This is a genomic window from Streptomyces sp. NPDC025618, assembly GCF_055558795.1.
The window spans coordinates 194,891-213,874 of the sequence record NZ_JBVHLW010000004.1; the positions used below are offsets into that span (position 1 = coordinate 194,891).

Below are 18,984 nucleotides of genomic sequence, written 5' to 3' on the forward strand. Positions count from 1 at the left end.
GGAGCGGCACTACTGGATCACCACCTTGACGACGCCGGTCAGCGCGATCTGCGCCAGGGCGAGCGGGATGAGGACCGTCCAGGCCAGCTTCTGCAGCTGGTCCTCGCGCAGTCGGGGATAGGTGACGCGCAGCCAGATGACCACGAAGGCGAGGACGAGCGTCTTGAGCAGCGTCCACAGCCAGCCGAGGCCGTCGGCGCCGAACGGGCCGTGCCAGCCGCCGAGGAAGAGGACCGTCGTCAGACCGCAGAGGACGACGATGCCCGCGTACTCGGAGAGGAGGAAGAGCGCGAAGCGGAGGCCGGTGTACTCGGTGTAGGCGCCGAAGATGATCTCGGAGTCCGCCACCGGCATGTCGAACGGCGGGCGTTGCAGCTCGGCGAGCCCGGCCGTGAAGAAGACGAGGCCGCCGACGATCTGCCAGGGCACCCACCACCAGTGGAAGGCGTCCACGATGCCCGGCAGCGAGACCGTGCCCGCCGCCATGGCGACCGAGGCCGCCGCGAGCAGCATCGGCAGCTCGTACGCCATCAGCTGGGCGGCGGTGCGGAGGCCGCCGAGCAGCGAGAACTTGTTCGCCGACGCCCAGCCGGCCATCAGCGAGCCGAGCACTCCGACGCCCATGACGGCGAGGACGAAGAAGATGCCCGCGTCGATGAACTGCCCCACGGCGTTGCCCGGCCCGACCGGGATCGCGACCAGCACCAGGAGATACGGCAGGAGGGCGACGGCCGGCGCGAGCTGGAAGATCCGCCGGTCCGCGCCCGCGGGCACGACGTCTTCCTTCTGCGCGAACTTCACGCCGTCCGCGACGAGCTGTGCCCAGCCGTGGAACCCACCGGCGTACATCGGCCCGAGCCGCCCCTGCATATGGGCCATGACCTTGTGCTCGGTCTGCCCGATCGCCAGCGGCAGCACGAGGAAAACGGCGAACACGGCGACGAGCCGCAGCACGACGTCGAGGGTGTCACTCACGGACGTCGCCTCCTTCGGTCGTCTCGGGCCGGGCGCCGGGGTCCGTCTTCCGGTCGTCCGCGGACCGGTCGTCTGCCGACTGGTCTTCACGGACGGGCTGGTCGGGGGTCTCCGCTGCGGCGGGGGGTACGGGCTCCGCTGCGGCAGGGGGCTCGGGTGGCGCGGGCTCCGCCGCTTCCGCTGCCGCGGGGGGTGCGGGTTCCGCTCGCGCGGGGGAAGCGGGCGGTGCCGGCTCCGCTCCCGCGGAGGGAGCGGCTTCCGCCGACTCCGCTCGCGCGCCGTCTTCCTCCGGCTCCGCTGCCGCGGGAGGTACGGGTGATGCCGATCCCGCTCCCTCGGAGGATGCGGCTTCCGCCGACTCCGCTCGCGCGGGGGAAGCGGACGGTGCCGGCTCCGCTCCCGCAGAGGGCACGGCTTCCGCCGGGGCGGGTGGGGTCTTGTCGTCCTCGAAGGCGGGGCGGGCGTGGTGCCACGGCGCATCGGGCGACCGCGGCGCGGTGCTCGGCGCGCGGGGCGGCTCGCCCTGGCTCGCGGAACCATCGGCGGCGCTCCGCTGCTGGCTCGCGGAGCCATCGGTGGCACTGCGGCTGCGCCGCGCGGGCGCGCCCGCACCCGACTGCCGGCTCGCGGATCCCTCACTCGCGCTGCGCGAACGGCGTGCCGGAGCCGCCGCGGTGGGCTGCTCACCTGCGGGGCCGTCCGCCACCGGCGGCGCCTCCGCCGCGTCGGCCTGCTGACTCACCGAACCCTCACTCGCACTGCGCGAACGGCGCGCAGGAGCGGGCCCCGTAGACGGCGCCTCTCCCGTCCCGGCCTGCTGGCTCGCCGAACCGTCCGCCGCACTGCGGCTGCGCCGCGCGGGGCGTTCCGGCGCGGCAGGCGCGGACCCGGCCGCCGCCCCGGCGGCCTGCTGGCTCGCCGAGCCCTCGCTCACACTGCGGCTGCGACGAGCCGGGCGGTCCGTCGGCGGAGCCGGCTCCGCCGGCGCCTGGCTCGCGGAGCCCTCGCTCACGCTGCGGGCGCGGCGTACGGGGCGGTCGCCCGTGGCCGCCGCGCGGGCTCCGCGTGCCGGGCGGGCCGGGGCCGGGGGGAGCTGGCCCTTGAGGGGGCCCCACTCGTTGGGGTCGGGGACGCCCGGTGGGAGCATCTGACGGCGCTTCGGCCCGCCGCCCTCGGACTCGCCCGGCTCCTTCGCGCCCGGCCATGCCTTCGCGACGCGCGCCGCCAGCACGAAGTCCTTGCGCAGCGGGTGCCCCTCGAAGCTTTCGGGGAGCAGCAGCGGTACGAGGTGGGGGTGCCCGGTGAAGTCCACGCCGAACATCTCGTGGGTCTCGCGCTCGTGCCACGCCGCACCGGCGTAGACGCCGGTCGCGGTCGGCAGCGCGGGCTTGTCGTGCGGCACGGTGGTGCGCAGGACGAGGCGGCGCACCCCGCCGTCCGGGCCGGGCAGGGCCACGAGGTGGGCGCAGACACGGAAGCCCGTACCGGGCTCGTCGACCGCGCTCAGCCAGTCGAAGAACGTGCAGCCCAGCGTGGTGCGGGCGGTTTCGAGCGCGGTGAGCCACGCGGCGGCGGGCACGTCGACGGTCAGCAGCCCGTACGCCTCCTCGGCGCTCGCGCCCTCGCCGAACAGCTCGGCGGCACCGCGCGGCAGCCACCCGACGAGCGGCTGCGCCGCTTCGTCGGCGGGGGCGGCAGCCGCGTCCTGCGGGGCCCCGTCAGCGGCCGGGGCCTGCTCCGGCGCGCCCTCACCCTGATGCGTCGGCTCGCTCATCGTCCGGCCTCCCCGGCATCGTTGCCGGAGCCCTCACCGGCGGCCTCACCCGAGGCGGACCCCGTGGCGGAGCCACTGCCGGAGCCCTCACCGGTGGCATTCGCGGCGGCGGACCCCGCCGCGCCCGGCGTCGGCGGCGGCGTCACAAGACCGCTCTTCAGCGCCGCGGCCGACGGGCCGGAAGCCGCGCCCGCGGAAGCCGGCGAACCGCCGGGGGCAGTCGCGTACCGGTCCCGCAGGGACTCCTGGGCGATCTTCTCCTGGAGCTTGAGGATGCCCTGGAGCAGCGCCTCGGGGCGGGGCGGGCAGCCGGGGACGTAGACATCGACCGGGATGATCTGGTCGACGCCCTTGGTCACCGCGTACGAGTCCCAGTACGGGCCGCCGCAGTTGGAGCACGCGCCGAAGGAGATGACGTACTTCGGCTCCGGCATCTGCTCGTACAGCCGCTTGACCGCGGGGGCCATCTTGTCCGTCACCGTGCCCGAGACGATCATGAGGTCCGCCTGGCGGGGGCCCGGGGCGAAGGGGATGACGCCGAGCCGGATGAAGTCGTGCCGGGCCATGGACGCGGCGATGAACTCGATCGCGCAGCAGGCGAGGCCGAAGTTGAAGACCCACAGGCTGTAGCGGCGGCCCCAGTTCAGGACCACCTTCATGGGTTCGGGCGCGAGCCGGGACAGTACGCCCAGCCGTCGGGGCTCGGGCAGGTCCACCGGTGTCACGTCCATTCGAGGACGCCCTTCTTCCATGCGTACAACAGACCCACGGCCAGGAAGCCGAGGAAGATGAACATCTCCACGAGCGTGGCGCCGCCGAAGCCCGGCGCGGCGAAGACCGTCGCCCAGGGGAACAGGAAGATCGAGTCCACCGCGAAGATCACGTACAGGAAGGCGTAGACGTAGTAGCGGATCTGGGTGTGTGCCCAGCCCTCGCCGACGGGGTCGACGCCGCACTCGTACGTCAGCAGCTTCTCGGGCGTCGGCACCACGGGCCGCAGCAGCCGTCCGGACGCGAAGGCGACGGCGACGAAGAGCACGCCGACGACCGCGAGCAGTCCGACGACCGAATAGCTGTGGAAATAGTCCGTCGCCAGCTGGACGTCGGGGACGCCCGCACTGTCGGTGCGCACGGTGGCCTCCGGCACGTCCGCCCTCGCTCCCTGTCCAGCACATTTCGACGATTCTTTACGCACGGGAGTCTAGGCCCTGACAAGGTCACGGCGAGCAGCGCTGTCCGGCCGGAGGTGGGGTTATCCCCACCCGGGCGCCCCCAGGGCCCCCATGGCGTCGGCCCGTCCGGCCCGGCAGGCTGGGCGTATGACCGCCAGCAGTGCCGCACACAGCGCCACCACAAGCACCACCGGGAGCACCGGCCCCGCGACCCTCCGTCACGGCGGGACCGAGCCCGACCAGGACCGGCTGCCGCCCGTCCGCTTCGCCTTCGACGCGTCGACATGGCGGGAAGTCGCCCACCTCCTGCTGAATCTGCCGGTGGGAATGATGGGCTTCGTCTATGTGTCGCTGTGGTTGTACGCGGGTGCGGGCCTGTCGGTGACCGTGATCGGGCTGCCGGTGCTGGCGGTCGGGCTGCTGGGGTCGCGGGGGCTCGGCCGGCTGGAGCGGGGGCGGGCGCGGGGGCTGCTGGGCGTCCGGATCGACGAGCCGATCCCGCTGTCGCGGCACCCGCGGAACGCGGGCTTCCTCGCCTGGACGTGGGCGGCGGTGAAGGACCCGGTGGCCTGGCGGGCGACGCTGTACTCGTTCATACGACTGCCATGGGGCGTTCTCACTTTCGGCGTGACCCTCTGCACGCTGCTCGTCGCCTGGCCCGTTCTCGGGTACCTGGCGCGCGGGCTCGCGAACGTGGACCGGGCCATGGTGCGCGGGCTGCTGTCCCCGTCCAGCGAGCTGGAACGGCGGGTCGCCGAGCTGGAGTCGGACCGCGGCATCGTCGTGGACACCGCGGCCGCCGACCTGCGCCGCATCGAACGCGACCTGCACGACGGCGCCCAGGCCCGCCTCGTGGCGCTCGCGATGGGGCTGGGTCTGGCGAAGGAGAAGGTGCTGGAGGACCCGGAGGCCGCGGCGCGGATGGTCGACGAGGCGCACGGCGAGGTGAAGCTCGCCCTCCAGGAACTGCGCGACCTCGCCCGCGGCATCCACCCGGCCGTCCTGACGGACCGTGGCCTGGACGCGGCGCTGTCGTCGGTCGCGGCCCGCTGCACCGTGCCGGTCAGCGTCTCGGTGGACCTGGCCGCCCGGCCCGCGCCGGCGATCGAGGGCATCGCCTACTTCACGGTCTCCGAACTCCTCCAGAACATCAGCAAGCACAGCGGTGCCCGCAGCGCCGAGGTCGAACTGTGGCGGGCGGAGAACCGCCTGCTCATCCAGGTCCGCGACGACGGCAGGGGCGGCGCGTCGACGGACTCCGGCAGCGGACTGGCGGGCCTGGCCGAGCGGCTGGGGTCGGTGGACGGGCTGTTCGCCGTGGCGTCGCCGGCGGGCGGCCCGACGGTGATCACGGCGGAACTGCCGTGGCGCGACCGCCCGCTGCGCTCGGCGGGCGGCTGACCACGGTGCCGACCGCTTCCGAGTGCGGGTCGTTCGCGCCTGCGGCGGGCGGCCTCACACGCCGGCCGGGCTGATTGTGTGTGGTCCCTGGCCCCTTCCGCCCCGGCCGGGGCAGGGGCGCCCGCCCCCCCATGGTGGGGACAGCCCCACCCCCAGGACACCGACCCGCTCCATGGCCCGGCCATCCGCGTTCGGGAAGGCTGGGACGCAAGAGAAGCCCTGGCAGATCGGACGACTGAGATGGCCATCGACAAAGGACAGGCGGCACCGCACCGCGTGCCCGCCGTGCTGCGCGCGCCCCTGGAGGGGCGCACCTGGCGGGAGTTCCTCTATCTCCTGCTCAGCTTCCCGATGTCGGTGCTGACCTTCGTCTACGCGGCCACGATGGTGTCCCTGGGGGTCGGCCTGCTGGTCACCTTCGTCGGGGTGCCGGTGCTGGCCGCGGCGCTCCTCGGGTCCCGCGCGCTGGGCGCCGTCGAGCGCGTACGGGCGCGGGCGCTGCTCGGCGTCGAGATAGCCGAACCGGAGCCCGTACGCCCGCCGAAGGGCAAGCGCGGTCCGCTCGCCTGGACGGGGGCGCTGCTCAAGAGCGGTACGTCCTGGCGGAGCCTGCTCTACTGCGCGGTCCACCTGCCGTGGGCGGTGACGGCCTTCGCGGTGTCGCTGACGCTGTGGACGGTCAGCTGGGCGCTGTTCCTCTACCCGGCGTACGCGTGGATGTACCCCACCTACTGGGGCCAGCCCGGCATGCAGGTGTTCGGCGACGACAACGGCACCTCGCTCTACCTCGACAACCCCTTCGAGATCGGGGTCACCTGCGCCATCGGCCTGGTCTTCGTCCTGATCACCCCGTGGATCATCCGCGGTCTCGCCTTCGGCGACCGGATGCTGGTGCTGGGGCTGCTGGGGCCGTCCCGGCTGGCCGAGCGGGTGTGGGAGCTGGAGGAGGACCGCGGCGTGGTCGTGGACACCGCGGCCGCCGACCTGCGCCGCATCGAACGCGACCTGCACGACGGCGCCCAGGCCCGCCTCGTGGCGCTGGCCATGGACCTCGGGCTGGCGAAGGAGAAGCTGGAGGAGGACCCCGAGGCCGCGGCGAAGATGGTCGACGAGGCGCACGGCGAGGTGAAGCTCGCCCTCCAGGAACTGCGCGACCTCGCCCGCGGCATCCACCCGGCGATCCTCACCGACCGGGGCCTGGGCCCCGCCCTCTCCGCCCTGGCGGCGCGCTGCACCGTGCCGGTACGCGTCGAGGTCGACCTGCCGTCCCGTCCGGCCCCGGCGATCGAGGGCATCGCCTACTTCACGGTCTCCGAACTCCTCCAGAACATCAGCAAGCACAGCGGTGCGCGGACGGCGCGGGTCGATGTGTGGCGTGCCGAGAACCGCGTGCTGCTTCAGGTCTCCGACGACGGCAGGGGTGGCGCGTCGACGGACTCCGGCAGCGGACTGGCCGGCCTGGCCGAGCGGCTGGGGTCGGTGGACGGGTTGCTGGTGGTCGACTCGCCTGTGGGCGGGCCCACGACGGTGACGGCGGAGCTTCCTTGGCGGGGGTGAGGTGGGTTGCCCTCGCCTGCGGCGGGCTTTTTCCCCAGCTGCGGGTCCGTTGCCGCCTGCGGCGGGAGCGCCCTGCGGGCGCGTCCTCAAACGCCGGATGGGCTGAATTGCGCACCCACATCAGCCGAAACCAGCCCGTCCGGCGTTTGAGGACAACGCGCGGAAAGAGCCCGCCGCAGGCGCGCACCCCCCTCGCCGTCCCCATTGCTGCGATGCTGGACGCTCATACAGCGGCAGCAAACAGGGGGCAAAGGAATCGTGGAGGACAGAGTGCGGGTCGTCATCGCCGAGGATTCGGTGCTGCTTCGGGAAGGGCTGACCCGCCTGCTGACCGATCGAGGGCACGACGTCGTCGCGGGCGTCGGTGACGCGGAAGCGCTGCTGAAGGTCATCAGGGAGCTCGCCGACGAAGGCGCCCTGCCGGACGTCGTGGTCGCGGACGTACGGATGCCGCCGACGCACACCGACGAGGGCGTGCGGGCGGCCGTGCGGCTGCGCCGGGAGCACCCGGAGCTGGGTGTGCTGGTGCTCTCGCAGTACGTGGAGGAGCAGTACGCGACGGAGCTGCTGGCGGGGAGCAGCCGGGGTGTGGGCTATCTGCTCAAGGACCGGGTGGCGGAGGTGCGGGAGTTCGTCGACGCGGTGGTGCGCGTCGCCCGGGGCGGCACCGCCCTGGACCCCGAGGTCGTCGCGCAGTTGCTCGGGCGCAGCCGCAAGCAGGACGTGCTCGCCGGGCTCACCCCGCGCGAGCGCGAGGTGCTCGGCCTGATGGCCGAGGGAAGGACGAATTCCGCCGTGGCACGGCAGTTGGTGGTCAGCGACGGCGCCGTCGAGAAGCACGTCAGCAACATCTTCCTGAAGCTGGGGCTGTCGCCGAGTGACGGGGATCACCGACGGGTGCTGGCGGTGCTGACGTACCTCCGGTCCTGAGCCTTCCGTACCACACCCGTCGGGGAGAGCCGCCCTGGTGAGAAGGTCGCCGGGGCGGGGCCCTAGGCCAAAAGACCAAGTCGGAGCCACCTCCTCCGCAAAGGCCGTCCAGGTGGCTCGAAAACCGCTTACCAGGACAAAACGGAAAGGCTACGGCGCGGGCAACTTGTGATCCGTCCCAGGTAGGCGACCCTTACCCCCGTACGATGGCGGTGGGAACGCCGGCCGTCACCACCGCGTGCGAGCCGCCGCCACGAGGGAGGTCCGTAGCAGTGACCAGCCAGGTCAGCAGCCCGGCCGAGCAGGCCGAACCAGGCGAGCAGCCGAGTGGGGCCGCCCCGCCGCCGACGGAGCGGGAGCCTTCGCACCTCAGCCCGCCGCGCCATCCCGACGAGGAGTCGGGCACCAAGTCCGTGCGGAAGCTGGAGCGGGTGATCATCCGGTTCGCGGGGGACTCGGGTGACGGCATGCAGCTCACAGGTGACCGGTTCACGTCGGAGACGGCGTCGTTCGGCAACGACCTCTCCACGCTGCCGAACTTCCCCGCCGAGATCCGCGCCCCCGCCGGGACGCTGCCGGGCGTCTCCAGCTTCCAGCTGCACTTCGCCGACCACGACATCCTCACCCCGGGTGACGCGCCCGACGTGCTGGTGGCGATGAACCCGGCCGCGCTGAAGGCGAACATCGCCGACGTCCCCCGGGGCGCCGAGATCATCGTGAACACCGACGAGTTCACCAAACGCCCGATGGCGAAGGTCGGTTACGCGGTCTCGCCGCTGGAGGACGGGTCGCTGGACGCCTATCGCGTCCACCCCGTGCCCCTGACGACGCTGACGATCGAGGCCCTGAAGGACTTCGGCCTGTCGCGGAAGGAGGCCGAGCGCAGCAAGAACATGTTCGCCCTCGGCCTGCTGTCGTGGATGTACCACCGGCCCACCACGGGCACGGAATCCTTCCTGCGGAAGAAGTTCGCGAAGAAGCCCGACATCGCCGAGGCGAACGTCGCGGCCTTCCGGGCCGGCTGGAACTTCGGTGAGACGACGGAGGACTTCGCGGTCTCCTACGAGGTCGCCCCCGCCACCGCCGCCTTCCCCACCGGCACCTACCGCAACATCTCCGGCAACCTCGCCCTCTCCTACGGCCTGATCGCCGCCGGGAAGCAGGCCGACCTGCCGCTCTACCTCGGCTCGTACCCGATCACCCCGGCCTCCGACATCCTCCACGAGCTGTCGAAGCACAAGAACTTCGGCGTGCGCACGTTCCAGGCGGAGGACGAGATCGCCGGCATCGGCGCCGCCCTCGGTGCCGCCTTCGGCGGGGCGCTCGCGGTGACCACCACCTCCGGCCCCGGCGTGGCGCTGAAGTCCGAGACGATCGGCCTGGCCGTCAGCCTCGAACTGCCCTTGCTGGTCGTGGACATCCAGCGCGGCGGCCCCTCGACGGGTCTGCCCACCAAGACCGAGCAGGCCGACCTGCTCCAGGCGATGTACGGGCGCAACGGCGAGGCCCCGGTGCCGGTCGTCGCGCCGCGTACCCCGGCCGACTGCTTCGACGCCGCCCTGGACGCCGCCCGCATCGCCCTGACCTACCGCACCCCGGTGTTCCTGCTCTCCGACGGCTATCTCGCCAACGGCTCCGAGCCCTGGCGGATCCCGGATGTCGACGAACTGCCCGATCTGCGCGTGCAGTTCGCCACCGGCCCCAACCACACCCTGGCCGACGGCACCGAGGTCTTCTGGCCCTACAAACGCGACCCGCAGACCCTGGCCCGTCCCTGGGCCGTGCCCGGCACCCCCGGCCTCGAACACCGCATCGGCGGCATCGAGAAGCAGGACGGCACGGGCAACATCTCCTACGACCCGGCCAACCACGACCTCATGGTCCGCACCCGCCAGGCCAAGATCGACAACATCGCCGTCCCCGACCTCGAGGTCGACGACCCGGACGGCGCGGGCACCCTGGTGCTCGGCTGGGGATCGACGTACGGGCCGATCACCGCCGCCGTACGCCGCCTGCGCGCCCAGGGCGTCCCCATCGCCCAGGCCCACCTGCGCCACCTCAACCCCTTCCCGCACAACCTCGGCGACGTCCTGGCCTCCTACACCAAGGTGATCGTCCCCGAGATGAACCTCGGCCAGCTCGCCACCCTCATCCGCGCGAAGTACCTGGTCGACGCCCACTCCTACAACCAGGTCAACGGCATGCCGTTCAAGGCCGAGCAGCTCGCCACCGCGCTCAAGGAGGCCATCGATGACTGAGGCGCTCAAACTGGTCCCCAAGGCCGAGGCCGCGCAGAGCATGAAGGACTTCAAGTCCGACCAGGAAGTGCGCTGGTGCCCCGGCTGCGGCGACTACGCCATCCTCGCCGCCGTCCAGGGCTTCATGCCCTCCCTCGGCCTGGCGAAGGAGAACATCGTCTTCGTCTCCGGCATCGGCTGCTCCTCCCGCTTCCCGTACTACATGAACACCTACGGGATGCACTCCATCCACGGCCGCGCCCCCGCCATCGCCACCGGCCTCGCCTCCTCCCGCCCCGACCTGAGCGTCTGGGTCGTCACCGGCGACGGCGACGCCCTCTCCATCGGCGGCAACCACCTCATCCACGCCCTCCGGCGCAACGTCAACCTCAAGATCCTGCTCTTCAACAACCGGATCTACGGCCTGACCAAGGGCCAGTACAGCCCGACGTCGGAGGTCGGCAAGATCACCAAGTCGACGCCGATGGGGTCGCTGGACGCGCCCTTCAACCCCGTCTCGCTCGCGATCGGGGCCGAGGCGTCCTTCGTGGCCCGCACGGTCGACTCCGACCGCAAGCACCTCACCGAGGTGCTGCGGCAGGCCGCCGAGCACCCCGGCACCGCGCTGGTGGAGATCTACCAGAACTGCAACATCTTCAACGACGGTGCCTTCGAGGCCCTCAAGGACAAGGAGCAGGCCCAGGAGGCGGTCATCCGCCTCGAACACGGCCGGCCCATCCGCTTCGGCAGCGACGACGGCAAGGGCGTCGTCCGCGACCCGGACACCGGCGACCTCAAGGTCGTCACGGTCACCCCGGACAACGAGGCCCGGATCCTGGTCCACGACGCCCACAGCGCCAGCCCCACCACCGCCTTCGCGCTGAGCCGCCTCGCCGACCCCGACACCCTGCACCACACCCCCATCGGCGTGTTCCGCAGCACCGACCGGGCCGTCTACGACACGCAGATGTCCGATCAGCTCGAAGCCGCCATCGTCCAGAAGGGCAAGGGCGACCTCGCCTCCCTCCTCGCCGGCAACGACACCTGGACCGTCGCCGGCTGACGCGGCACCACGAACGCCGGGCGGCCGACTTTTCGGCCCGTCCGGCGTTTGGCCGTACGGGCCCCGGCGCGGAGCCGGAAGATACGGCTATGGCCGACCGCCCCGAAGTCGTACCCGACATCCCCGACCGGCTCGCCTATCGCGTCAAGTGCCGACTGCTCGGCCGCCCGCTGGTGACCCAGGAGCTCTCCCACGAGACGCTGTCCAACCCGCTCGCCCTGGGCGTCCTCGCCTCCGACTGCATCTCCTCCACCGCGTACGGCAGCGAGGAGATACTGCGCATCCTCGTACCCGTCGTGGGAGCCGCCGCGTTCAGCCTGCTGATGCCGGTGACCGGCGCGATCCTGTTCGTCCTGCTGCTCCTCACGCTCTCCTACCGCGACGTGGTGTCCGTCTACACCCGCGCCGGCGGCTCGTACGTCGTCGCCCGTGAGAACTTCGGGCCGCGCGTCGCCCAGATCGCCGCCGTCGCGCTCCTCGTCGACTACATCGTCACCGTGGCCGTGCAGACGGCCGCCGGCACCGACGCGCTGATCTCCCTCGCCCACCTCACCGGCGACGGCTACACCGGCCTCGACCACCTCAAACTCCCCATCACGGTGGGCGTGGTGGGGGTGCTGATGTACGGGAATCTGCGCGGGATCCGGGAGGCGGGACGGGCGTTCGCGGCACCCGCGTACCTCTTCATGGCCGCCGTCGCGCTGATGCTGGCCATCGGGCTCGTACGCGCCCTCACCGGCGGGCTCCCCCACGCCGACCTGCACGCCTCCGGCGTGGTGCCGCTCGGCACGTCCGGATCCGGCTGGCTCTACGGCGCCTCGCTGTTCATGGTGCTGCGCGCGTTCGCCAACGGCGGCTCCTCGCTGACCGGCCTGGAGGCGATCTCCAACAGCGTCTCGGCCTTCCGCAAGCCGCAGGGCCGCAACGCCCGGCGCACCCTCACCGTCATGAGCTGCGTCCTCGGCGTCATGGTGCTCGGCGTCTCCACGCTCGCCCACTTCACCCACGCCGTCCCCTACCGGGACGGCAATCCGACCGTCATCGCGCAGGAGGCGCACCTCATCTTCGGGAACGGCTGGCTCGGCACGACGGGGCTGGTCTACGTCCAGCTCGCGACCGCGCTCATCCTCTACACCGGCGCCAACACGCCCTTCACCGGCTTCCCCTTCCTCGCCAGCTTCGTCGCCGAGGACCGCTTCCTGCCGCGCCAGCTGACCCGCCGCGGCCACCGGCTGGCCTTCTCCAACGGGATCATCTCGCTGGCCGTCGTCTCGCTCGCGCTGCTCGTCGTGACCGGCGGCAGCGTGGACAAGCTCGTCGCGCTCTACGCCATCGGCGTCTTCACCGGCTTCACGATGGCCGCGGCCGGGATGACCGCCCACTACTGGCGGCGGCCCGGGGAGCGGCGCCGACGCTGGAACGTGGGCGTGAACCTCGTCGCGGCGGTGGCCTCGGCGCTCGTCGTCGTCATCTTCGCGATCACCAAGTTCACGGAGGGCGCGTGGCTCGTCGTGGTGGTCTTCCCGCTGGGCGTGTGGGCGCTGATCCGCATCAACCGGCAGTACCGCGAGGAGGCCGAGGCACTGGACAATATCCCCGCGGTGGCCACGGACCAGCCGCACTGGCGGCGCCACCTGGTGTTCGTCCTCGTCGACGACCTCGACCTGGCCACGGTGAAGGCCCTGCGCTACGCGCACGAGCTCCGGCCCGACGAGGTGCGGGCCCTGCACTTCGTCATCGACACCGAGCGGGCGCGGCGGCTCACCGGGAAGTGGGACGCCACCCCCGGCACGACGATCCCCCTGGAACTGGTCGACTGCCCCGACCGCCGCCTCCGCCACGCCGTCGCCGCCCTGGCCGCCCGCACGACGGCGGACGGCGAGACGGCTCTGACCCTCCTGATCCCCATCCGCACGTACTCCGGGCCACTCGGCTCCCTGCTCCACCCGGACCGGGGGAACGAGATGGCCAAGACGCTGGAGCAGCTTTCCAATGTGGCGGTGACGGTGTTGCCGTTCGACGTGAGTGGGGCGGTCCGCTCTCGCCGGTAGGTATGTGCGGTGTGTGCGGTCGCGGTTCAGGTGGCCTCGATCGCCGGCCGGGCTCGGGTTCAGGGTCCGCGTCCAGCCCGCCGCCGGCAACCGTCATGACCGTCATTCGATACACGCATGACACCGCCCCACCCACCCGCTACCTTCACAAGCGTCGCCGCAACACCCAGGAGCCGCCCGTGAAGACCGCCGAGAACGAGACCCGCACCGGCCTGCTGTGCAGCGTCGCCGCCTATACGATCTGGGGGCTCTTCCCCCTCTACTGGCCCCTGTTGGAACCGGCCGGAGCCGGTGAGATCCTCGCGCACCGCATGGTGTGGTCGCTCGCGACCGTGCTCGTCGTGCTCACCGTGACCAAGCGCTGGGACTGGATACGGCCGCTGCTCCGGCAGCCGAAGCGGCTCGGGATGATCGCGCTCGGCGCGGGCCTGATATCCGTGAACTGGGGCGTCTACATCTGGGGCGTCAACTCCGGGCACGTCGTCGAGACGTCGATGGGCTACTTCATCAACCCCCTGGTCAGCATCGGCTTCGGGGTTCTCGTGCTGCGCGAGCGGCTGCGGGTGTCGCAGTGGGTGGCGGTCGGGGTCGGCGCGGCCGCGGTCGTGGTGATGGCCGTCGCGTACGGCAAGCCGCCGTGGATCGCGCTGACGCTGGCCATCTCCTTCAGCACCTACGGCCTGGTCAAGAAGAAGGTCGGGCTGGGCGGCCTGGAGTCGATGGCGGCCGAGACGGCGGTGCAGTTCCTGCCCGCCCTCGGCTTCCTGCTGTTCCTCGGCGGCAGCGGCAGCAGCACGTACGCGAGCGAGGGCACCGGACACGCCCTGCTGCTGATGGGCACCGGCGCGATCACCGCCCTGCCGCTCATCTGCTTCGGCATCGCCGCCGTACGACTGCCGCTGTCGGTGATGGGGATGGTGCAGTACCTCGCGCCGGTCTTCCAGTTCGCCCTGGGCCTGCTGGTCTTCCACGAGTCGATGCCCGCGGAGCGGTGGGCGGGCTTCGCCCTGATCTGGCTGGCGCTGGCGCTGCTCACCTGGGACGCGCTGCGTACGGCCCGTACCGCCCGGGTCGCGCTGCGGGCCGCGCGGGAGAAGGCGGCGGCCAACGTTCACACAGAAATCACAGACGCCACACAGAGCACAGAAGCACCTGAAGCCACAGCTCAGGGCCGGTAGAGCGGCGCCCGATATCCGGAAACCGGTGTTCGGTGTCCGAAATCCGCCCTTGACTCGTTTCACAGGGGCCCCCAACATCATGGCCACGTCACATGAGTCGGGAGCCCCCCATGCTTGAACTCCACGGACCGACCCGCAGACGCCGCGCCGTAGCCCTCCTGGCCACCGGCGCGGCCCTCACCGCCGCTCTCCTCGGCACGGCCTCCGGCGCGGCCGACGCGGTCCCCACCACCGCGACCGCCGCCGGCACCACCTTCAAGACGAAGGCCGCCGCGCCCACCATCCCCGTAGCCAACGTCAAGGCCCACCTCAACCAGCTCCAGTCGATAGCCAACGCCAACCACGGCAACCGCGCGCACGGCCGCAGCGGCTACAAGGCGTCGCTCGACTATGTGAAGGGCAAGCTGGACGCCGCCGGATTCACCACCACCGTGCAGCAGTTCAGCGCCAACGGCGCCACCGGCTACAACCTCATCGCCGACTGGCCCGGTGGCGACGCCGACCACGTCGTCTTCGCCGGCTCGCACCTGGACTCCGTCTCCGCGGGCCCCGGCATCAACGACAACGGCTCCGGCTCCGCCGGTGTCCTGGAAGTCGCCCTCGCCGTCGCCCGCGAGGGCTACAAGCCCGACAAGCACCTGCGGTTCGGCTGGTGGGGCGCCGAGGAACTCGGCATGGTCGGCTCGCAGAACTACGTCGACAAGCTGTCCTCCGCCGACCGGTCGAAGATCGACGCCTATCTGAACTTCGACATGATCGGCTCGCCCAACCCCGGCTACTACGTCTACGGCTACGACTCCGGCCTCCAGAGCCTCTTCGAGAACTGGTTCGCCGCGAAGAACATCGCCACCGAGGTCGACCACGAGGGCGACGGCCGCTCCGACCACGCGCCCTTCCAGAACGTCGGCATACCCGTCGGCGGGCTCTTCAGCGGAGCGGATTACATCAAGACCGACGACCAGGCGCGGAAGTGGGGTGGCACGGCGGGCAAGGCGTTCGACGCTTGCTACCACCGGTCGTGCGACACGTACGCGAATCTCGACGACAAGGCGCTCGGGACGAATACGGATGCGATCGCCGGGGCGGTCTGGGCGTTGAGCGGCTCGTAGTTCGGCCGGGGGGCGGGGCCGGTCTTTCCCCCAGTCCCGCCCCTTCCCGAAACCGGGGAGACCCCGGACCCCAGCGGCCTACGACCGCGTCCTCAAACTCCCCCAGCTACCGCTGGGAGGTGCCCCCAACGGGCTGGATAACCAGCCCGTCCGGCGTTTGAGGACAACGCGCGAAGCGCGTTGCGGGGTCTGGGGCGCAGCCCCCCACGCGGCGGAGCCGCACATCAGACGCAGCCGGGAAGGGGCGGGTAGGGGAAAAGCCCGCGCCCCCGGCCTCACACCGTCACATCCCGCCCCGTGAACCGCGCCCAAGCCGCCGACCCGAACACCACCGCGTACAGCCCCTGAAGCCGCAGATTTTCCCAGAGCTGGTCCCAATACACCGGCTCCCGCAGCAGATCCGCGAAGCTCAGCCAGTAATGCGGGAAGAGATACGGCTGCACCGCATGCAGCTGCGGGAACTGGTCGAGGATCTGCACCGTGATCAGCAGCCCCACCGTCGTGGCCATGGCCGCGATCCCGCTGTTGGTGAGGGTCGAGACGAACAGCCCGACCGCCGCGACACCGATCAGCGACAGCGCGACGACCCCCGCGACGGCCAGCGCGCGCAGCAGCCCTTCCCCGAAGGACACGGTCGTCCCGCTGATGAGCGTGACCTCGCCCAGGGGGAACAGCAGCGCCCCCACCGCCAGCGCGGAGGCGGTGACGACGAGGGTGGCCGCGAGGCAGAAGACCAGCGTCGACGCGTACTTGGCGCACAGCAGCCGGGTGCGTCCGGCGGGGGCGACGAGGAGATAGCGCAGGGTGCCCGCGTTCGCCTCGCCGGCTATGGAGTCGCCCGCGATCACGCCTATCGCCATCGGCAGGAAGAACGGCAGGGTCGCGGCGAGCGAGGTGAAGACGAGGAAGAGGCCGTTGTTGGTGACCTGGTTGATGAACGCCGGGCCGCCACCGCCGCCCTCGCGGCCGATCGTGCCGCCGCCCCGGGTCTCGATCTTCACGGCGATGCCGACGAGCACCGGCACGGCCGCGAGCACGCCCAGCAGGGCGATCGTCCGCCACCGCCGGAACACCGTCCCCACCTCGCTGCGGAAGAGGGACAGCTGCCACAGCGGGCTCACCGCCCGGGGCCCGGCCGCCGTCAGGGTGTCAGCCCGCGACATCGAAGCCCTCCCCGGTGAGCGCCACGAACGCGTCCTCCAGCGAGGCGCGTTCGGTGCCGAAGGCGCGTACCCGCACCCGCGCGTGGACGAGCGCGGCGTTGAGCTCCGCGAGGTCGGGCGGCGGGTTGGCCTCGGGCGGTTCCCCGGTGGGGAGTTCGCCGGTGACGCGGTCGTCCACGACGACGAGGTCGGTCACGCCGTACTCCTTGAGGACGCGCACGGCGTCCGCGGTGTCGGGGGTGGTGACGGTCAGCCGGCCGCGCGCCCGGGAGGCGAGGTCCGCGACCGTGCCCTGGGTGAGCAGCCGCCCCTGGGCCATGACGGCGGCGTGCGTGCAGACCTGCTCGATCTCGTCCAGGAGGTGCGAGGAGAGGAAGATCGTGGTGCCCTCGGCCGCGAGCTCCCTGACGAGCGCGCGGATCTCCCGCATGCCCTGCGGGTCCAGGCCGTTGGTCGGCTCGTCCAGGACGAGCAGTTCGCGCGGCTGGAGCAGGGCCGCGGCCAGCCCGAGGCGCTGCTTCATGCCCAGGGAGTACGCGCGTGCCTTCTTGCCTGCCGCGGCGACGAGCCCCACCCGGTCGAGCGCCGCGTCCACCCGGGCGGCACGGGTACGGGGGTCGGCCGTCGGGTCGGCGGCGTCGAAGCGCACGAGGTTGTCGCGCCCGGACAGGAAGCCGTAGAGCGCGGGACCCTCGATCAGCGCGCCCACCCGGGGCAGCACGCGGCGGGCGGCGCGCGGCATCGGCTCGCCCAGCACCTCGGCCGCGCCGGAGGTCGGCTCGATGAGGCCCATGAGCATGCGGATGGTGGTGGTCTTCCCCGAGCCGTTGGGCCCGAGGAAGCCGAAGACGCTCCCGCGCGGCACGGTGAGGTCGAGCCCGTCCACGGCGAGCTGGCCGCCGCGGTAGCGCTTGGTCAGGGAACGGGTGTGGACTGCGGCGTCCGAAGACACGCGCTCGGACGATCCTGGCACCCGTTCTCCCCTCGTCGCACCGGTGCGGAGCACCCGCGGCCGGCCCCTTCCGGACCGGCCGCGGGCCGTGCTTACCTCGCGGCCTTGATGAGCGCTTCCTTCGTCACCGCGCCCGCGTAGACGTGGCCGTCGTCCGTCATCAGGACGTTGACGAGGCGGGTGCTGAAGATGTGGCCCGAGCCGAAGGGGCCCGAGACCTTGGTGCCGAGGGTGTCCAGGAGGGCACCGGCGCCGCCGGCGTTCTTCCCGAGGCTGCCCCCCTTGGCCCCCTTGGCACCGTTAGCCACGTCTGCCGGCATCTTGAACTGCGCGATGGACGTCCAGCTCTTGCCCACCACATCGAGGCCCGACAGCTCGGCCGGGGCGCCCTTGTGGTCCCGCTGCCGCTTCGCGCCGTCGGCCTTGTCCTCGGTGACCTTGGCGCCCTTCGGCGGGGTGAAGTCGAAGGTGCTCGCACCCGGCTTGGCGAAGTCCACCTTGGTGAAGGCCGCGTCGATCGCCGCCTTGCCACCGCTCTTCGGGGAGAGCGTGAACTTCAGCGGCATCCCGGTCTTGGCGTCCACCGCGATCCGGACCGCGCCGACCGTCGACTCCTGGGCCTTCGGCTTCACGACCAGCTGATAGGCGTCCCGCCCGGCCACCTTGGCCGTGCCGTCGACCGAGACGGCGGTCGAGTCGTCCACGGCGGCGAGCGCCTTCTTCGCCAGCTCCTGCGGCGACGCGCCCTTCAGCTTCTCGGGGCCCGCGTGCTGTCCGGCCTTCGCCTTGCCATGCGGGGCGGTCGTGTGGTGGACGGTGTTGCTGCCGCTGTCGTACGCCCAGACCTGGTCGCCGTTGCGGATCACGCTGTACTCCGCGGCGGACTCGACGATCGACACGCGCTGCTTGTCCGGGCCGTCGACGGCGACCCGCAGCGTGTGCGAGCCCGAGGCGAGCTCGGCGAGCTTGGCCTGCGGGTCCGCGCCGCCCGACTTCCCGCCGTGGCCCGCGCCCGCGCCCAGCGAGCCGAGTGAGCCGCCGCCCGGCAGCGACGGCAGACCCAGGTCGGTGGTCACCTTCACCGAGCCGGACAGCTGCTGCACGTCCGACGTGGCGACCTTGGCTATCAGGTCCTCCGCGCTGATCTTCGGCAGATCCGGGTCACCGCTCTTGGCCAGCGCCGGGACGAGCCCGATCGTGGCCGCCGCGAGACCCGCCACCGCGACCGGAACGGCATAGCGGACCGCTTTACGGCGCCCCGGCGAGCGCTGGCCTTCCGGGCTCTCGGAGCCACCCTGGGTCGGTTCATTCCGTGCCATCAGCCATTACCTCCGTCGTCGGCGCCCCCGGGCCGCTCTCATTGTGGCCCTGCCGCTGGTTGGTGGAGCAGTGTCAATTCCACCAAATGCGCTGCGCTCCGGC

Annotated in this window: 15 protein-coding genes; 8 read left to right on the forward strand and 7 right to left on the reverse strand. The window is 71.8% G+C overall.

Annotated elements, in window-relative coordinates; genetic code table 11:
- Positions 1-9 precede the first annotated feature (9 nt).
- Genes ACZ4A5_RS06485 through ACZ4A5_RS06500 form a run of 4 tightly spaced genes read right to left on the reverse strand, consistent with a single transcriptional unit; the run spans position 10 to position 3,896 of the window.
- Positions 10-975 carry a complex I subunit 1/NuoH family protein gene (locus ACZ4A5_RS06485; RefSeq protein WP_398868960.1) on the reverse strand — a complete coding sequence of 322 codons (966 nt, stop codon included), beginning with the start codon at positions 973-975 and terminating at the stop codon, positions 10-12.
- Positions 968-2,749 carry an NADH-quinone oxidoreductase subunit C gene (locus ACZ4A5_RS06490; protein WP_467578965.1) on the reverse strand — a complete coding sequence of 594 codons (1,782 nt, stop codon included), beginning with the start codon at positions 2,747-2,749 and terminating at the stop codon, positions 968-970. The genes ACZ4A5_RS06485 and ACZ4A5_RS06490 overlap by 8 nt, the downstream gene beginning before the upstream one ends.
- Positions 2,746-3,480: an NADH-quinone oxidoreductase subunit B gene (locus ACZ4A5_RS06495; RefSeq protein WP_467578967.1), complete on the reverse strand. Its 735-nt coding sequence runs from the start codon at positions 3,478-3,480 to the stop codon at positions 2,746-2,748. Before ACZ4A5_RS06495 ends, ACZ4A5_RS06490 begins: the two co-directional genes overlap by 4 nt.
- Positions 3,471-3,896: an NADH-quinone oxidoreductase subunit A gene (locus ACZ4A5_RS06500; RefSeq protein WP_366003503.1), complete on the reverse strand. Its 426-nt coding sequence runs from the start codon at positions 3,894-3,896 to the stop codon at positions 3,471-3,473. Before ACZ4A5_RS06500 ends, ACZ4A5_RS06495 begins: the two co-directional genes overlap by 10 nt.
- A 172-nt stretch (positions 3,897-4,068) precedes the next feature.
- Here ACZ4A5_RS06500 and ACZ4A5_RS06505 point away from each other — a divergent pair, with 172 nt between their 5' ends.
- From ACZ4A5_RS06505 to ACZ4A5_RS06540, 8 genes are all read left to right on the forward strand, one after another.
- Positions 4,069-5,322 (forward strand): sensor histidine kinase, encoded by a 1,254-nt coding sequence (locus ACZ4A5_RS06505; protein ID WP_467578969.1) that lies wholly within the window; start codon positions 4,069-4,071, stop codon positions 5,320-5,322.
- A gap of 240 nt (positions 5,323-5,562) precedes the next feature.
- The gene (locus ACZ4A5_RS06510) at positions 5,563-6,879 is read left to right on the forward strand and encodes a sensor histidine kinase (protein ID WP_467578971.1); all 1,317 of its coding nucleotides are present in this window, start codon (positions 5,563-5,565) and stop codon (positions 6,877-6,879) included.
- 270 nt (positions 6,880-7,149) lie between these two features.
- A complete protein-coding gene (locus tag ACZ4A5_RS06515) occupies positions 7,150-7,809 on the forward strand; it encodes a response regulator (RefSeq protein ID WP_398869181.1) in 660 nt (219 codons plus the stop codon).
- Positions 7,810-8,081: 272 nt separating this feature from the next.
- Positions 8,082-10,067, forward strand: coding sequence for a 2-oxoacid:acceptor oxidoreductase subunit alpha (locus ACZ4A5_RS06520; RefSeq protein ID WP_467578973.1), 1,986 nt, complete (start codon positions 8,082-8,084; stop codon positions 10,065-10,067).
- On the forward strand, positions 10,060-11,109 hold the full coding sequence (locus ACZ4A5_RS06525; RefSeq protein ID WP_467578975.1) for a 2-oxoacid:ferredoxin oxidoreductase subunit beta: 1,050 nt from the start codon (positions 10,060-10,062) through the stop codon (positions 11,107-11,109). The genes ACZ4A5_RS06520 and ACZ4A5_RS06525 overlap by 8 nt, the downstream gene beginning before the upstream one ends.
- A gap of 89 nt (positions 11,110-11,198) precedes the next feature.
- A complete protein-coding gene (locus ACZ4A5_RS06530) occupies positions 11,199-13,160 on the forward strand; it encodes an APC family permease (protein ID WP_467578977.1) in 1,962 nt (653 codons plus the stop codon).
- 179 nt (positions 13,161-13,339) lie between these two features.
- Positions 13,340-14,338 carry an EamA family transporter RarD gene (gene rarD / locus ACZ4A5_RS06535; protein ID WP_467578979.1) on the forward strand — a complete coding sequence of 333 codons (999 nt, stop codon included), beginning with the start codon at positions 13,340-13,342 and terminating at the stop codon, positions 14,336-14,338.
- 110 nt (positions 14,339-14,448) lie between these two features.
- Entirely contained in the window at positions 14,449-15,447 is a 999-nt protein-coding gene (locus ACZ4A5_RS06540; protein WP_467578981.1) for a M28 family metallopeptidase, read from the forward strand.
- A gap of 275 nt (positions 15,448-15,722) precedes the next feature.
- Here ACZ4A5_RS06540 and ACZ4A5_RS06545 read toward each other — a convergent pair whose 3' ends face one another.
- The 3 genes from ACZ4A5_RS06545 to ACZ4A5_RS06555 form a co-directional block, all read right to left on the reverse strand.
- On the reverse strand, positions 15,723-16,610 hold the full coding sequence (locus ACZ4A5_RS06545) for an ABC transporter permease (RefSeq protein ID WP_467578983.1): 888 nt from the start codon (positions 16,608-16,610) through the stop codon (positions 15,723-15,725).
- Complete coding sequence (locus ACZ4A5_RS06550; protein ID WP_467578985.1) at positions 16,597-17,562, reverse strand: ABC transporter ATP-binding protein; 966 nt, start codon at positions 17,560-17,562, stop codon at positions 16,597-16,599. The genes ACZ4A5_RS06545 and ACZ4A5_RS06550 overlap by 14 nt, the downstream gene beginning before the upstream one ends.
- A gap of 92 nt (positions 17,563-17,654) precedes the next feature.
- Positions 17,655-18,881 (reverse strand): LolA family protein, encoded by a 1,227-nt coding sequence (locus ACZ4A5_RS06555; protein WP_467578987.1) that lies wholly within the window; start codon positions 18,879-18,881, stop codon positions 17,655-17,657.
- Between the last annotated feature and the right edge of the window lie 103 nt (positions 18,882-18,984).

Excerpts from the sequence above, each read along its gene's own strand:
- ACZ4A5_RS06490 (WP_467578965.1), bottom strand. The coding sequence starts at position 2,749 with ATGAGCGAGCCGACGCATCAGGGTGAGGGCGCGCCGGAGCAGGCCCCG.
- ACZ4A5_RS06495 (WP_467578967.1), bottom strand. The coding sequence starts at position 3,480 with ATGGACGTGACACCGGTGGACCTGCCCGAGCCCCGACGGCTGGGCGTA.
- ACZ4A5_RS06505 (WP_467578969.1), top strand. The coding sequence starts at position 4,069 with ATGACCGCCAGCAGTGCCGCACACAGCGCCACCACAAGCACCACCGGG.
- ACZ4A5_RS06510 (WP_467578971.1), top strand. The coding sequence starts at position 5,563 with ATGGCCATCGACAAAGGACAGGCGGCACCGCACCGCGTGCCCGCCGTG.
- ACZ4A5_RS06525 (WP_467578975.1), top strand. The coding sequence starts at position 10,060 with ATGACTGAGGCGCTCAAACTGGTCCCCAAGGCCGAGGCCGCGCAGAGC.
- ACZ4A5_RS06530 (WP_467578977.1), top strand. The coding sequence starts at position 11,199 with ATGGCCGACCGCCCCGAAGTCGTACCCGACATCCCCGACCGGCTCGCC.
- ACZ4A5_RS06540 (WP_467578981.1), top strand. The coding sequence starts at position 14,449 with ATGCTTGAACTCCACGGACCGACCCGCAGACGCCGCGCCGTAGCCCTC.
- ACZ4A5_RS06545 (WP_467578983.1), bottom strand. The coding sequence starts at position 16,610 with ATGTCGCGGGCTGACACCCTGACGGCGGCCGGGCCCCGGGCGGTGAGC.
- ACZ4A5_RS06555 (WP_467578987.1), bottom strand. The coding sequence starts at position 18,881 with ATGGCACGGAATGAACCGACCCAGGGTGGCTCCGAGAGCCCGGAAGGC.